15 protein-coding genes and 1 pseudogene are annotated in these 15,566 nt (G+C 43.7%); 2 read left to right on the forward strand and 14 right to left on the reverse strand.

Annotation, left to right across the window (positions count from 1 at the left end; translation table 11 throughout):
* Positions 1-128: 128 nt before the first annotated feature.
* The 6 genes from MmiAt1_RS08830 to guaA all read right to left on the reverse strand — a co-directional run bounded on the left by MmiAt1_RS08830 (position 129) and on the right by guaA (position 4,944).
* Positions 129-278 (reverse strand): hypothetical protein, encoded by a 150-nt coding sequence (locus MmiAt1_RS08830; RefSeq protein WP_318786516.1) that lies wholly within the window; start codon positions 276-278, stop codon positions 129-131.
* 104 nt (positions 279-382) lie between these two features.
* The gene (locus MmiAt1_RS08835) at positions 383-1,438 is read right to left on the reverse strand and encodes a class I SAM-dependent methyltransferase (protein ID WP_318786517.1); all 1,056 of its coding nucleotides are present in this window, start codon (positions 1,436-1,438) and stop codon (positions 383-385) included.
* A 34-nt stretch (positions 1,439-1,472) separates the two neighbouring features.
* Entirely contained in the window at positions 1,473-2,519 is a 1,047-nt protein-coding gene (locus MmiAt1_RS08840) for an archaeosine biosynthesis radical SAM protein RaSEA (RefSeq protein WP_318786518.1), read from the reverse strand.
* A 162-nt stretch (positions 2,520-2,681) separates the two neighbouring features.
* Entirely contained in the window at positions 2,682-3,065 is a 384-nt protein-coding gene (locus tag MmiAt1_RS08845) for a DUF2178 domain-containing protein (protein ID WP_318786519.1), read from the reverse strand.
* 16 nt (positions 3,066-3,081) lie between these two features.
* Positions 3,082-3,312 (reverse strand): helix-turn-helix transcriptional regulator, encoded by a 231-nt coding sequence (locus tag MmiAt1_RS08850; RefSeq protein WP_318786520.1) that lies wholly within the window; start codon positions 3,310-3,312, stop codon positions 3,082-3,084.
* Between the two features lie 717 nt (positions 3,313-4,029).
* On the reverse strand, positions 4,030-4,944 hold the full coding sequence (gene guaA, locus MmiAt1_RS08855; RefSeq protein WP_318786521.1) for a glutamine-hydrolyzing GMP synthase: 915 nt from the start codon (positions 4,942-4,944) through the stop codon (positions 4,030-4,032).
* A gap of 344 nt (positions 4,945-5,288) precedes the next feature.
* Here guaA and MmiAt1_RS09415 point away from each other — a divergent pair, with 344 nt between their 5' ends.
* Positions 5,289-5,933: a prepilin peptidase gene (locus MmiAt1_RS09415; protein ID WP_420891296.1), complete on the forward strand. Its 645-nt coding sequence runs from the start codon at positions 5,289-5,291 to the stop codon at positions 5,931-5,933.
* A gap of 214 nt (positions 5,934-6,147) precedes the next feature.
* Positions 6,148-7,365 (forward strand): GNAT family N-acetyltransferase, encoded by a 1,218-nt coding sequence (locus MmiAt1_RS08865; RefSeq protein ID WP_318786523.1) that lies wholly within the window; start codon positions 6,148-6,150, stop codon positions 7,363-7,365.
* A gap of 772 nt (positions 7,366-8,137) precedes the next feature.
* On the opposite strand, the gene rpl12p is transcribed toward MmiAt1_RS08865, so the two are convergent.
* The 8 genes and pseudogenes from rpl12p to MmiAt1_RS08905 all read right to left on the reverse strand — a co-directional run bounded on the left by rpl12p (position 8,138) and on the right by MmiAt1_RS08905 (position 15,352).
* Positions 8,138-8,443 carry a 50S ribosomal protein P1 gene (gene rpl12p, locus MmiAt1_RS08870; RefSeq protein ID WP_318786524.1) on the reverse strand — a complete coding sequence of 102 codons (306 nt, stop codon included), beginning with the start codon at positions 8,441-8,443 and terminating at the stop codon, positions 8,138-8,140.
* An 84-nt stretch (positions 8,444-8,527) separates the two neighbouring features.
* Positions 8,528-9,367: pseudogene (locus MmiAt1_RS08875) on the reverse strand (50S ribosomal protein L10); the annotation flags it as partial.
* Between the two features lies 1 nt (position 9,368).
* Entirely contained in the window at positions 9,369-10,010 is a 642-nt protein-coding gene (locus MmiAt1_RS08880; RefSeq protein WP_318786525.1) for a 50S ribosomal protein L1, read from the reverse strand.
* A gap of 218 nt (positions 10,011-10,228) precedes the next feature.
* Positions 10,229-10,714 (reverse strand): 50S ribosomal protein L11, encoded by a 486-nt coding sequence (locus MmiAt1_RS08885; protein WP_318786526.1) that lies wholly within the window; start codon positions 10,712-10,714, stop codon positions 10,229-10,231.
* A 397-nt stretch (positions 10,715-11,111) separates the two neighbouring features.
* Positions 11,112-11,588 carry a transcription elongation factor Spt5 gene (locus tag MmiAt1_RS08890; protein ID WP_318786527.1) on the reverse strand — a complete coding sequence of 159 codons (477 nt, stop codon included), beginning with the start codon at positions 11,586-11,588 and terminating at the stop codon, positions 11,112-11,114.
* Positions 11,589-11,620: 32 nt separating this feature from the next.
* A complete protein-coding gene (locus MmiAt1_RS08895) occupies positions 11,621-11,851 on the reverse strand; it encodes a protein translocase SEC61 complex subunit gamma (RefSeq protein ID WP_318786528.1) in 231 nt (76 codons plus the stop codon).
* A gap of 389 nt (positions 11,852-12,240) precedes the next feature.
* Positions 12,241-13,362, reverse strand: coding sequence for a cell division protein FtsZ (ftsZ, locus tag MmiAt1_RS08900; protein ID WP_318786529.1), 1,122 nt, complete (start codon positions 13,360-13,362; stop codon positions 12,241-12,243).
* A 412-nt stretch (positions 13,363-13,774) separates the two neighbouring features.
* The gene (locus MmiAt1_RS08905) at positions 13,775-15,352 is read right to left on the reverse strand and encodes a proteasome-activating nucleotidase (protein ID WP_318786530.1); all 1,578 of its coding nucleotides are present in this window, start codon (positions 15,350-15,352) and stop codon (positions 13,775-13,777) included.
* Positions 15,353-15,566 lie beyond the last annotated feature (214 nt).

Raw genomic sequence — 15,566 nt, forward strand, 5'->3', positions numbered from 1 at the left:
AAAATAGATTGTGTCATCACTGCTGACACAAATTCCATGCGCTGTTCTTCTTCATTTAAAATATCAATTCCAATGACGAGAGGCTCAAAAGTAGATCATGTCATCACTGCTGACACAAATTCCATGCGCTATTCGTCTTCGCTTAAACTTCCAATTCCAATGACGAGCGACTCAAAAATAGATTGTGTCATCACTGCTGACACAAATTCCATACGCTGTTCTTCTTCGCTTAAACTTCCGATTCCAATGACGAGCGACTCAAAATTAGATTGTGTCATCACTGCTGACACAAATTCTATGAATCGTAATTCTTCTTTTAAATTTTCAATTCCAGTGACGGCCGACTCAAGATCTGTTTGTGTCATCACTGCGGGCACAAACTTTATTCGTAAATCAGTTCGCAAAGAATTGCTTCTTTTTGATTTGATTCGTTTTCTTTCAAAAATAAATGAACTTTCTTCGAACCGTCAAGCCCGTCTTCTAATTGGTTTCGAATGCCCCAATAGTCTTTCGGGTCAATACTTCCGCGAAGCGTGACTTTGCCGACATTGCTCTTTTTCAAAAATTCGTTGATTTCCGAATAATCATTTTCCGTTTCAAACGGCATGCTTCGAAGAACGATGAAATTGTTTTTGTTCATCGGGTTGACGGTCAGCAAATCAGCGGTCAACAATGTTCTTTTTTTGTCAATTTTCATGACGCGGACATGGCCGACGGTGGCTTTAATCATATCATCGACAAGCTCGTTGAGAAGATCCGCGGCAATAACGGCGGGATCAGGCTCAAACATGAAAAGCATCGGCTTTTCCGCTTCAATTATCGGCGGAAGCTCGACAGGCGCATTCACCATTGCATTTCCTCCGGGAAGCGCAACGGCGATTCGATCGTATTTCTTAATTCTGCCGAAATAAAGCGTGAGCCGGTTCAGCTGACCGTTTAAAGAAATGTATTCCTTCTCACAATCAAAATCAATCCGCTCGGGCGGCATTTGCGGCGGCGCTTCAAACGCGAAATTTTCCGCCTTCTCGGCATATGCTTCCATCACGGCCGGAATTCCCGGGCGCAGACTGTCCGCTTGACGCGTTTCTTCTTCGGGCGGGCGGGCCGGATCGGAAAAGACGATATCAACCTTCGGGATTTGCGCAATCACGGCCGGATCAAGCGCGTCGCCGCAGATGAAAGTCACATTTTCAAGACCGAATTTCGCGCAGTTTTCTTTAGCATATTCAATCTTCTGCGGATCGATTTCCACCGCATAAACATGCTTGCAGCGCTGTGCGAAATAAATCGTTTGACCCCCGATACCGCAGCTGATATCTGCAATCGTATTGCAGGTCAGACGTGCCGCTCTGTATTTCGCGACAGGCTCAGGCGTTGCAAAACGTCTTCCTTCTTTATCGGTTGACATTTTCTTCTCGAAAATCTTCTTTTGCGACATTTTCTCTTCTCTTTTCTCTTTTATTCTTCTTCAATTATTCTAAAATCGGCGCCCCGAACGTGACGTCATCCAAAAGCAATTCTTTTTCCCAAAGCAATTTACAGCCGCAGTCAATCTTTTCAAGCGTCTTGACATCCTGCGTAATCGAAAATTCGCGGATCATATCGGCGACATCCCGGCTGCAGATTTTGCAGTTCCGCGGCCCGCGTTTGGCACCCGCGCCGACAGGATCGGACATGAGATACAAATCCGGATGTTTGGTTTTGGCTTCTTTTAAAATATTGACAATGCTCCAAAGCCACGGCGGCCGGAATTCTTTGTTTTCCCAAAGCTTCTCAACAAATGTACCGTTCTGAACGTTGCACAAATTAATCGAAACAGTTTCGGCATAAGGCGCGACTTCGTCAATGCTGTTTAAAATATCGTCCATCGCTTCCTTTTCAGATAAAAACGGCGGTTTGAGCATCAAATACGCCTTTGTAAAAATGCCGTTCTGCTTTGCAATTTCCGCCGCCCGCTTAAAGTGCGCAAACGAAAATCCTTTGTTAATTGATTCGCGGCGGATTCTGTCAGACGTTGTTTCAAGCCCGTATGCAAATTCCAAAGGTTTGCCACCCATGACGGCCAAACAATCAGCAGCCGATTCTTCTGTCACAAATTCCGGACGCGTTTCGGCCAAAACGGCGGCAATTCTTTCATCGCCCGCCAACCGGCTTAAAATCTCTTTTCGAAGGTCGGCCGAAATTTCCCGCTTGTCCAAAAAGCTGCCCGATGTGAAAATTTTGACCATGAATCTCTCAAGCTTTCGCCTTTCGGCTTGCTCCAGCGCTTTGTCCAGCTGCGCCATGATATCCGATTCGGCCGGTTCTCCCGTCGAACTGTCATAAACGTAGCCGCACATCGTACAGCCGCCCTGTTTTCCCCAGTAGCAGCCGGACGTTTGAAAAATGATTGTTAAAACATCAATGACATCGCCGCGCAGATTATCTTTGCTGATCCAAAAAGCCGCCGGCTCGTCGTAAGGTTTGGATTTAATCCGCTGGCGTTCGCGGATTTCAAGAACGGATTGATTGAGAGACATAATTTTTCCTGAAAATTCGAATTGATACACTTCAAAAGAAGAACAGAAATAAAATCATATCGCTGATTCTGAAAAAAAGCGGCGGGATGTAAAACAAATAAATAAAACAGCTATAAAAAAATAAAAATAAAATAAAAGTGAATCGTTTGATTGAATCACTTTTTAAATGCGTTCATAGTACAAAACGGCGGCCAATTCCAAAAAGAGCATGGTAAAAAACATAATGCCGAATGCCCATGCCATCGGGACGGACAGGACCTCGCCGATAATGTTATGACCCAGCAGGCAAACCGCCAAGAGAACGGCGCAAATGACTTCCGCCCACCGAAAAGCGGCACCTGCGGATTTTAAAGCAATAAGCCGGCTTCTTTCATCCATATCGTTTATTTTGTCTTTTCGGGACATTTTCTCAGATAAACTTCGGGTGATCAATATGATTCCGACAATCAGACATAAAGTCAAAATAGTCGTTCCGACCCAGTCAAATCCTCTTGAGAAACTGACCGAGAGCATCGTTAAACCTAAAGCTGTCAGGAGCAGACCCATTAAAAAATATTTCCTGTTATAAATTTTCATATTGCTTATCCTCCAATTCTTTATTTTCTTTCAAACAACACAAATCCTCGACTGTCACGCCGAAAACATCGGCAATGCGGTAAGCAAGCATCAGAGAGGGATTGTATTGCTCTTTTTCAATGGAAATAATTGTCCGCGGCGAAACATGAACCCGATCGGCTAACTGCTGCTGCGTCAAATTTGAAGCTGTCCGCAGTTCTTTAATTCTTGTTTTCATTTTCATTCCTTCTTTGTCTGAAGTTCATTTCACGTGAAGTTTGCTTCATATGAAGTACACTTCGCATTTTTTATATAAACTTATCGTTGATTTTGCACAGCATTAAAACAAAGAGGAGATGTTCTTTTGAAAAACACAGCGACCGGGCCCGTTTATACTTTTAAAATTTGTGCGGTTCGCGCGCGTCGGCGGCAGAGAAAAACGAAGAATTACGGAAAACAGCGGAAAAACAATGGGAAAGCAATCGAAAATCAAAATAAAGAGTTGCAGTCTGAAGGTTTTTCGGTTTTTCAAAATGAGCGAACTTATTTATAGACACGGGATACTATTGATAATTAATCTTTGTTTTTTATAATATTTTATGCGATAACAATTGCAAATCAATTTTTTAAATTATAAAAATCGAAGATCAAAACAAATGAATTATTTTTTGAATTCAAAAGTGAATTCTAAATGAAACAGGAAGGTCATTATATGTCAAAAAATAAATCCAAAAATACAGCGAAATCCGTTAAAAAAGATATCAAGAAAACGGATTCCGAAATTAAAAAATTGAATGCGAAAATCAAAGCCCTGAAAAACAAAAACGCGAAATTGAAAAAATCACTTAAATAATTTTCTTATCAATGATTATGCCGGATGGAATTGTTTGTTCCGTTCGGCATAATTTTCTAAAAAATGTAAAAAAATGAAATTGTAAAAACGATATGAATCCGATTACTCGAATTCAATCGTTCCCGGCGGTTTGGGCGTCACGTCGTAAACAACGCGGACGGCATCGGGAATTTCGGTCGTAATTCTTTCCTGAATTTTCTTTAAAATCGGATACGGAACTTCCAGAGGCTCGGCCGTAATCGCGTTGTCGGAATTCACGATTCGAACGGCGATAATCCAGCCGTAAACGCGCTTTTCCTCTTTTTGACCTGTGCCTTTACCAATGACGGCGGCAAGCGCCTGCCAGGGTTTGAGAATTTCCATGACTTCTTCTTCGACAATTGCGTTTGCTTCACGGGCGACGGCAACTTTTTCGCGCGTTGCTTCACCGCAGGCGCGAACGGAAAGTCCGGGGCCGGGGAACGGCATTCTTTCGGAAAGCGCAACGGCAAGGCCGAGCGCGCGGCCGACTTCGCGGACATCGTCTTTGTATAAGTAGTAAAGCGGCTCGATGACGCCTTTAAATTCCATTTTCTCGGGCATGCCGCCGACATTGTGATGCGCTTTGATGCCTTTTTCAGATTCCAGAACGTCGGGATAAATTGTTCCCTGAATCAGGTAATCGGCGTTGATCTTTTTTGCTTCTTCCTCAAAAACGCGGATGAAAGTTTCACCGACAGCTTTTCTTTTGAGTTCGGGATCTTCAATTCCTTTGACGGCTTCAAAAAAGCGGTCGCTGGCATCAATCACCTGAAGATTCATATGCGAAAACGCAGCTTTCACTTGTTCCGGTTCACCTTTTCTCATAAAACCAGTGTCAATGAAGAGCGGATAAAGTCTGTCGCCAATCGCACGGTAAGCCAATTCTGCGCAGACAGAACTGTCAACGCCGCCGGAAAGGGCAATTAAGGCCGTCCCGTTCACTTGGCTTTTGATTTTTTCAATTTCGATATCAATAAATTCCTGAACGTTTTCCATTCTCAAAAACTCCTTAAATCTCTAAATTATCCTCAAAATGATTGTAATCTTTTAAAAAACCTGTCTTTCAAAAAGTCTGCTCAAACCTTAATTTGATAAAAAAATTCTGCTTCAAATTAAATTGTGATTCAAATATGCTTGTAATTGACATGTTTTGTAATTATTATGCTTTGTAATTGATGTGTTTTGTAATTATTATGCTTTGTAGTTATAATCGTATCAAAAAGCTATTATATGAACGTTTTTGTAAATGTTTTATCGTTACATACTTTTAATAAAAAACTTTTCATACATTTTGGAAATATTTAAAAACATTCATCTGTCAAACGTTTTTTCTTTTATTTATGAACACCTTTGATCTTTTAGCTGCCGTGACATTTGTCAAAATAATTCTTTTTTCCGCCGTTTTATTCATCGCCGCTGTTCAGGATTTTCGAACACAAACGGTTTCCGACAATTTATGGCTGACTGCTTCTTTTTTGCTGATGCCGATAATCATTCTTGAAATATCAGCTGCCGGCATTTCTCATTTCGCGGACGTCGTTTTTTCATTTATTTTCTTTTTCTTCTTTTCCGCCATTTGTTTTTCTCTTCGGATTTTCGGCGGCGCGGACTGCAAAGCTTTTCTTTTGATTGCCGCCGGCTTTCCGATCCCGATCGTTTCCGCGGTTCAGAATTTTCAAAGCACAGGGTATTTCAGTCTTTTTGATCTTTTTGACCTTTTTCTTTCTTTCCCGTTTGCCGTTTTATTCAATTCCTTATTACTCTCACTCATTTTTATTCTCGTTTTTTTCTTCAAACCGGATAAACAATTTTGTTCCGCCGGCGGTTTCAATACAAAAAATAACTCTCGGCAATCTTTGTTTCAAAAAATGTTTGAATTGCGTTTTCCCTTTCTGCCGTCAATTGCAGGCGGTTTTTTCCTTTCCGTTTTCCTTCGGGTTTGCGGCGGAGAATCGCCGTGTTCTATTTATTTCATTTTCTTCTGAATTTTTATATATCTTCAAACAAATTTAAAAATACAAAAAAATAACATAACAAATAACAAAAAAACAACAAAAACAAAAAAACAACAAAAACAAAAAAACAACAAAAACAAAAAAACAACAAAAACAAAAAAACAACAAAAACAAAAAAATAGCAAAATTATTGAAAACAACTCAAAATTAAAAAACAAATTTACTCAAAAAAAAGGTGTTATTTATGGATGAAAACAAAGTCAGAAGCCGTCTTGAACTGCGCCCGGTTGAAATGGGTCATCTGGACCAATTCAATGAGCTGCTGCGCTATGTTTTTCAGGTGACGAACCAGGAAATCCGGCGAAGCGGCTACAAAGAAGGCGAACTTCTCCGTTCCAAACGCCCCGTTCTCCGCGAATCTGAAGTGATCGGCTGGTTTGACGGCGACAAACTTGTCTCTTCCGTCTCAATTTACCCGCGGCAGGCCAACATCCACGGCCGAATTTATGAAATGGCCGGCTTAACGGGCGTCGGTACATATCCCGAGTACGCCAATTTAGGACTCATGAGCGATTTGATCAAAACGGCGCTCATCAAAATGCGCGAATCTGGGCAGTGGATTTCTTACCTTTATCCTTACTCTATTCCGTATTACCGCAAAAAAGGATGGGAAATCATCACCGAAATGATTTCTTACACCGTCAAAGACACGCAGCTTCCCAAACACGTTGATGCGCCCGGCTTTGTCGAACGCCTGCCGGTCGATGATTCCGATGTCATTTCTGTTTATGACAAATTTTCGCGCAAAAATCACGGCGCAATGATTCGAAGTCCGATTGCGTGGGAAGAGTACTGGCGCTGGGAAAATGAAGAAGAAAGAACAGCCGCTGTTTATTATAACGTTCTGGAAGAGCCGGCGGGACTTCTTTTCTATTGGGTGGCCGACGACATTTTCCACATCAAAGAGATGGTTTATCTGAACCAAGAAGCGCGTTACGGCCTTTGGAATTTCATTTCCGCGCATTTTTCAATGGTGAACGAGGTCCGCGGAAACATTTACAAAAACGAACCGATCGCTTTTCTTTTGGAAGACAGTATGATTCCCGAAACGATTGAACCGTATTATATGGCCAGAATCGTTGATGTCCGCGCTTTCCTTGAAAACTACCCGTTTGACGGCACGACAAGTCCTTTCCATTTCATCGTTGAAGATCCGATTGCCGAATGGAACAGCGGGATTTTCAGCGTTTCGTGGGATGAGAACGGCAAAATTAAAATTTCAAATGAGCCGGCCGGCAAACCCGTTCAATTAAATATTCAAACGCTGACAGCGCTTTTGATGAGTTACAGAAATCCGTATTATTTTAATGAGATCGAACGGTTGGAAACGGATGCCGAAACGCTGAAAGTGCTGGACCGAATCATTCCCGACCGGCGGCCGTATTTTTCAGACTATTTTTGAAAAAAAATTTTGTTCGCTTCGCTCACAAAATTTCAAAGGCGGGAGGAGGGCGGTGTTTGCAGAAAAATTGCTTCGCAATTTTTTATGGCTTCGCCGTCGATTTCATCAGGTGTTTGCAGAAAAAATCGCTTCGCGATTTTTTTATGGCTTCGCCTTTTAAAACAGTTGCAAGGCACAACTTTATCGGGAAGTTCGAGTAAAAACAGTTGCAAGATGAAACTCTGCGGATCAGTTTCAAATAAAAACAGTCACAGAATGAAACTCAGCAGGACAGCTCAAAAAATAAAGCAACTATCGACCGATTTAATAAATTTTTAAAAAATGAAGAAGAGTTTTCAATTCCTTTTTTAAAAATGGAGCAACTCGCGCACGCGAAACGTTGCAAAACCAAAAAAAAGCCCGAGGGAAATTCCCTCAGGCTTTGGAGCTGTACAATTTCGGTAACGAAATTAACCGAAGAGTGCACCGAGACCGGCCATACCTTCTTCTTCGGAGTTGGCTTCAAAAATTCCTCACTGCGTTCGGAATTTTTCAAAGCGGGGGGAGGGAGGTGTTTATGAAAAAATCGCTTCGCGATTTTTTACGGCTTCGCCTATTAAAACAGTCACGGAACAGAACTCAGCAATCAGTTTCGAATAAAAACAGTCGCAGAACGAAACTCAGCAGGGCATCTCAAAAATGGAACAGTTGTGCGCAAAGCGCCGCAAAACCAAAAAAAAAGCCCGAGGGAAATTCCCTCGGGCTTTGGAGCTGTACAATTTCGGTAAAGAAATTAACCGAAGAGGGCACCGAGACCGGCCATACCTTCTTCTTCGGAGTTGTCTTCTTCCTCGGGCTCGGGTTCTGCGGCTGCTGCGGGTGCGTCTGCTGCTGCGGCGGGTGCTGCTGCGGCGGGTGCTGCGAATGCTGCTTTTGCGATTGCTTCTTCGATGTCAACGCCGTCGAGTGCTGAGATGAGTGCTTTGACACGTGCATCGTCAACTTCTGCGCCTGCTGCTGTAAGGACTGCTTTGACTGCGTCTTCTGTGATTTCTTTTCCGCTCTTGTAGATTAAAAGTGCTGCGTAGATGTACTGCATTTTATTTCACCTATTGATTTTATTTCTTAAATTTAATGTTGTTTAATAGTCGTTATTAATTTATAATTCGAAATTGCTTGCTTTGGCAACAGATGTTGCTTCTGCATTGGCTTTGCCGATTAATTTGTCCATCACTTCAGGCTCAAAGATAACGGCTTCAACGCCCAGGTTAACGGCTTCAGTGTGTGCCTTCTGGAGGAGAACCTCAATGTTTTCTTTGGTCGGGATGGCTGCGTTTACGGACAAGTTGAATGCTTCCTGAGCTGCTGTGACAAACTTGTTGAACATTTCAGTTTCGTCAACGTGCAGGACGTCCGGAAGATAGATTGTTCCGTCTTCGTAAACGGCTCTCAAAATTAAACCGACTTCCATCGGGAAAATTTCCAACTTGACTAATGCGGTTGCCAATTTCTGGGAAACTTTTTCGCCGGCTTTGCAGACGACTTTTGTTTCTTTAATGGCGATTTTACCGCCGTCAACGGCTGTCGGAATGCCGGCGCCCTGGAACTCACTGAGCATCGGACCCGGCGGGTAGTTTGTCGGACCTTTGTTGACAGTGATGTCGAAAGGTGCGATTGCGCCTGCCTTAATGGGAGCCGGTGTCTTGGTCTGTGCCAGCATTTTGTATAATTTGAACGGGTTGTCGTTTGTGAAAATCAAAGCGGTCTGCCCTTCAATGTATTGAACCATGTCAGGAACACTGCCGTCACATTCTTTGAGCGCTCTTTCGTTCAAAGTGTTACGTGTGACTTTCAAAACAGCTGATTCTCTTAAGTTGCGTCTCATCTTCTGAATCTGGTCGGCGGAGATGCCTTCAAAGCTGACAACACCAAAAATGCTGTACTCCTTGACGAGATCTTTGAGTTCTGCAACTTCATCCATTTTCCACTGCGGGATATGTTCTGCGCCTCGAGTTTCTGCCATATCACATCACCCTCTCGGATTTTCCCATTGTCGTTGTGACATAAATGGATTTAATGTTCTGCTTTCCTTTGACGAGTGCGCGTTCAACACGGGAAATGACGGTTTCAATGTTCTGAGCCAGCTGTTCTGCCGGCATGTCGCGGCGGCCGACAGAGACGTGGAACGTCATCTTGTCTTTCGATCTGACACGAACGGCGCTTTGTTTTGCCTGAATCATTTCACCAATGCTTTTTCCGGGAAGGAGCGGCACCGGCATTTTGCCTCTCGGACCGAGAACGGTACCGATGGTTTTACCGATGGTTGCCATGAACTGGGTTTCCGCAATGAAGAAGTCACAATCGTCAGCAACGGCTTTCGCGCGTGCCTTGTCGTCCTTCATTTCCTGGATATCCGCATCGTCAAAAACGTATGCTGCCCCTGCCTGCTTAGCCTGCATCGCAACTTCACCTTTTGCAAAAACACCGATCTTCAATTCTTTTCCGAGACCGTTCGGGAGAACGATTTCTTCGTCAACCCTATTTTTGGGCTGATTGAGATCAAGGTTTTTAAGGTTGATCGCAATGTCAACGCTTTCTGAGAATTTGCGCTGGGGCGATTCCTCTAATAATTTCTTTACGAGTTCTTCGATAGCTGCATCTGCCATTTTAAGGCCTCCCCGTAGTCCCGCAATCAAACCGCCGAAAAAAGAAGCACCCGAAAAATTTCGGCTGCGCGGCGTTTTAACTTGCGTCAGTCAATTTTGACTTTCTACGGTTGATTAGATGTTTTAAATGCAAAAGCTGTTTTCAGAGAAGTTGAACGAACGAGTCGAAAAACATCTCGAAAGGCGCTTTCTATAAATGTGAAAAAAGAACGGTAATATTACCATTCTTCATTGTTGAGAATTTCGTCGTACTGGCCGGCATCCACTGCCTTCTGGAAGTCTCTGACGTCCATGCCTTCGACGGTAATGCCCATAGAAACACCGACGCCGGTGACTTCTTTAACGGCTGCTTTTAAGTCGTATGAAAGGATATCGTCCTTTTTCATGCGTGCGACTTTGGCGGCCTGCTGGACAGTAATGTTTCCGACTTTCTCGGTGTTGGGTTTTCCGGAACCTTTCTGAACGCCTGCTTCCTGAAGAAGGAGAGAGGACGTGGGCGGTGTTCCGACTGTAATTGTAACGCTTTTGTCGTCGGCCACAACCACCGTCACCGGAACCTGCATGCCGTTAAAGTCTTTTGTTTTTTCATTGATTTGATCAATAACGTCTTTAATGTTGACACCGAGAGGACCCAATGCCGGACCGAGCGGCGGACCGGGAGTGGCTTTTCCTCCGGGGACCAATGCTTCTACTGAACTTGCCATTAAAATCACCGTGGATGTAATAAATAAATTTAATTTTGGATTGATAATTCAGATAAATGAATAGAGTTTATTCTGAAAGAGATTCTAATAAATCGGATTCTTTGATTTAAAGCTTTCTCATGAAATTCAAGAACTTCTCACGAAATTCGAAATTTCATGAAACATAAAATTTCATGAAACGGAAATTCCGCGAACGGAAAATTTACTGAAACGAGAAATTCCACGAACGGGAAATTTCACGAAACAGGAAATTTTCATGAAACAGGAAAATCCGCGAACGGAAAATTTGCTGAAACAAAATATTTCACGAAATATGAAATTTGCCGGAAAACACCGTTTGAAAATAATGAAAAAAGTAAATCGGCAAACAGCCGCTTCGGACTGTCTGCGTTTGAATTTATTCTTCTTCCTTCTTCAAAACACGAACAGTGTCGCCCCGAATTGTAATCGGGATTGGAACCACGGCGTCGAATAACTCCACCGTAATTTCATCATGCTGTCCCGTACCGATACGCTTGACTTTGGCTTTTTCGCCCTTGAACGGGCCGGATGTGATTTCGATAATCGAGCCTTCGGTAATGCCGACAGAGATGGGTTTTGGTTTCAAAAAGTGTTCGATTTCGCCGATTGTGGTCGGGCTTTTCAGCATGGATTTGGCATGCGGAACCGCCTGAATCAAACTGTCAACGATATCGGAACGCGGGGTTTCGACAAAGACGTAACCCTTCAGCTCTTCGGGAGCAAGAACGGCTCGAACGTCCAAATGCTCTTTCTTAGCCACCAATGCCATCGACTTGGCAACGGATTTTTCCTGATTGACTGTCGTTTTTACAATGTAAATATTGACATCGTCATTGTTTTCTTCTTCAAACATTATTATAACCTTATATTATGACTGTTATGACTTTATGTTCGGACCGGAATGAAATATTCCGGAACAATGTCCATCAAGACATAAAAGACAAAGCCCATAACACCGATTGCAAGAATACCGAGCGCTGCAACTTTTGCGATTGTCATGAATTCTTTGCGCGAGGGTTTGCGGGCCAACTTTAAAATTCTTAAATAAGAGCGAAGTGTCGGCCCGATGTTTGCAATGCCGTCCTTCACTTTATCTGCCGTGTTGTTTTCTGCCAAATTTTCACATCCGAATTGCTTCGACTGAAGCGGATAATTGTAAATTGTCTGAATTAAAAATTTTTCGAATCTAACAGATAACCGAAAAATCAAAAACTCAAAAAAGACAGCGATTCTAAGACATTCATTCTTAATATACTTTGTCCTTTTTTAAATTCAAAAACGAAATGAAAATAATCATTTCAAACTTTTTAAAAAACGAAGACGATTTTACAAAAATATTGAAAAAACGTCCGGCTCGCGCGGGCAGCACAGATACATGCAAAACGAAACAAAACAAAAACAAAAACGAACAAAAACAACAAAACGAGAAAATAAAAGCAAAACCAAAAACAACAAAACAAAAACAAAGATAAAAACAAAAAAAGAAAAGAATTGATTTGCCGAGATTACTCGACAAAGTCAATGCCGTATTTTGCGGTAATGAATGTACCGCTGCCCTGGCCGTAAATCTGAGAGGATTTAACGCCGGTCACGATAATCATTGTACGAATCTTGTTCTCCAGTTTCGGATCGATTCTGGCACCCCAAATGAGGCGGGCGCCGGAGTCAATGCGGTTGTGAACTTCCTGAACGACGGATTGTGCTTCTTCAATCGTCATGTCCGGGCCGCCGATAACGTTAACGAGCGCGGATGTCGCGTCGGAAATGTCGACGTCCAAAAGCGGGCTTCTGAGTGCTTTTTGGATGGATTCGACCGCTTTGTTTTCGCCGGATGCTTCGCCGAGACCGATCATGGCAACGCCGCCGTTCTGCATAATGGTGCGGATATCGGCAAAGTCGACGTTCACAAGACCGTCTTCGGTGATGGATTCGGTGATGCCTTTAACGGCGCGCATCAAAACTTCGTCACAAACTTTAAAAGCGGCCTGGAGCGGAAGTTTCGGAACCATTTCAATCAATTTGTCGTTCGGGATAACGATAACGGTGTCAGCGACATCGCGGAGTCTTTCAAGACCTGCTTCCGCGTTTGTTCTTCTGACAATACCTTCAACGCCGAACGGCAAGGTCACAACAGCAATTGTGAGTGCGCCTGCCGCGCGTGCGGCTTCGGCGACAACGGGCGCGGAGCCGGTACCTGTACCGCCGCCGAGACCGGTTGTAATGAAAACCATGTCGGCGCCTTCAACAGCGTGGCGAATGTCATCGACATTTTCGATGGCCGCGTCTTCGCCGACTTGCGGGAGACTGCCTGCGCCGAGGCCGCGTGTCTTCTTTTTGCCGATAAGGATTTTCTTGTTGGTGCCGATCTTTAAAAGGTGCTGAGCGTCCGTGTTGACGGCATAGAGCTCGGCGCCGGAAATGCCTTCTTCAAGCATTCTCTGGATACTGTTGGAACCGCCGCCGCCGCAGCCGATAACTTTAATATTTGTCTTTAAGCCTTCCAAAAAAGCGCGCAGTTCTTCGTCCACTTCTTCGCCCTGGAGATTGACGTTGGGAGAATAACGGGGCGCTTCACCGCGGTCTTCGCGGGCGCTTCTGGCTAATGCTTCTTCTACGATGGATTTCATGTGTGAACCTCTGTGTTGTATCAAAAAACGGAGTCGATTTCGTGTGACGCTTCCGAATCCGCATGTAAAAGATGAAATGATGAACAAAAATATCAAATCATTAAATCATAAATGGAATCAATAAGTTTCTGAAATATTTAATAATTCCTATAAGATGAAGAATTTATTAAACACTAAAAATTTAAAAAAGTTATCGTCACACAAAAGAAACGGCTCCCGAAGTTTCAAGAGTTTTAAGAATTTTGAGAGTTTTAAGAGATTTACAAACCGAACCGTCAATTTGAATTTTAAAAACGAAATCTGTGTTTGATTTTTAAAAAAATGATGCAGATCGCGCGCGAGGCACACTCGGGAAAGAGAAAACAAAGAAAAAAGAGAAAACAGAAAAAAGAAAAAATGAAATCCGGAAAAATCAATAGAACATATTTTCCGGAACGGGCAATTCTTCCTTTTTCTTGGATTCCATAATTTTATGAATCGCGTCAATAAAGTCCGCTTTTTCAACAGATGTTTTTTCGCCGCGGACGGCAAACATGCCGGCTTCGGTGACAACGGCCTTGATGTCGGCGCCGCTGGTGCCTTCCGTCATCTTGGCAAGTTCTTTAAAGTCCACTTCATCGGAAATCGTCATTTTGCCGGAGTGAATCTTAAAGATCGTCTCACGGCCGTCGGCATCGGGAAGCGGCACAAAGACCATACGGTCAAAGCGGCCGGGTCTCAGAATCGCCGGATCCAAAATGTCCAGGCGGTTGGTCGCGGCAATGATTTTCACATTTGAACGGCGGTTAAAACCGTCCATTTCCGCGAGAAGCTGCATGAGCGTTCTGTGAATTTCGCGGTCGGCGCTGGTTGTGTCATCCGTTCTGCGGGAAGCAATCGAATCCACTTCGTCGATAAAGATAATCGAAGGCGCTTTTTTCTGAGCCATTTCAAAAAGCTCGTGCACCATTTTCGCCCCGTCGCCGATGTATTTTTGAACCAGTTCGGAGCCGACGACGCGGATGAAAGTCGCATTCGTCTTGTTGGCGACCGCTTTTGCAATCATTGTTTTGCCGGTGCCGGGAGGGCCGTACAAAAGCGCGCCCTTCGGCGGATCAATGCCGATGCGTTCAAAAATTTCGGGTTTGATGAGCGGCAGCTCAACCACTTCACGGATTTCGCGAAGCTGGTCTCCGAGACCGCCGATTTGATCATAAGTAATTTCCGTCGATTCAATCAGCTCAAGCGCGGACACTTCCGGCTCTTCCAAGACCGGCAGAACTTCGGCAATCGAGAACGTCTGCTGATTGAGCGCGACATTCGTGCCGGGCGCAAGCTGCGCTTCGGTCAGGTCCGACGGCGCGCTGACCACCAGCTGCGGGCCGGCCGAGCTGCGGATGACAACATGATCGTGATCAATCATCTTCACAACCGTTCCCATCAAAAGCGGCGTCGTCTTCATACGATCCAATTCAATGCGCAGACGCTTGGTCTCCCGCTCGAAATGAATTTTATCGTATTCGACAGACTTCTTCTGAGATTCCAGCTGCTGAATAATGCCCTGAGAAATAATCACTTCCTCGCGCGTCACACGCAATTCTTTATGACTTTTGACAAGCTCGCTGCGCGTATCGTTCAGATTTTCTTTGGCTGCGGCAAGTTCATTTTTAGATTTCTCAAAAGATGTTTGAATTTCAGCTTTCTCTTCAAGAAGTTTATTGTAATCCGCCTGAAGCGCGTCATAAATTTCCTGGCTTTTTTCAACCTCTTCCAGAAGCTGTTTCTTTTCAACAGCGGCCGACTCTTTCAAAGTCTTGAGCTCTTCGAGTCTCTGCGCCGAAATTGTTTTCGTCCGCTTCAAAAGTGTCTCCGCTTTTTTCAGTTCCGCCGAAAGACGCTCAATTTCTGAATCAAGTTCGGATTCGGACATACCAATGCCGTCCGCATCAGACGCGCGCTTTTCCGGATTCGGGAAAACGGGCTTTCCTTTCGGTTTAACCATTTTTTCCATTTTTTAAACTCCTCTGTATTGCCGTGCATAACGCCGGCATCCGCGGCAGAATAATCACCGCTTTTCTGACAAGCTGTACTGTTTTTCAGATTGAATTAATAAGTTAAAATTCGCTGCATGAAAATATATACTTTTCTGAAATTACAAACCTATTAGAACTTATCGGAATGAATAAAATAAAAGCTGAATCGTAAAATCATCTTCGCTGTTTTTT

It is taken from the genome of Methanimicrococcus hacksteinii, from assembly GCF_032714515.1.
Taxonomy (GTDB): domain Archaea; phylum Halobacteriota; class Methanosarcinia; order Methanosarcinales; family Methanosarcinaceae; genus Methanimicrococcus; species Methanimicrococcus hacksteinii.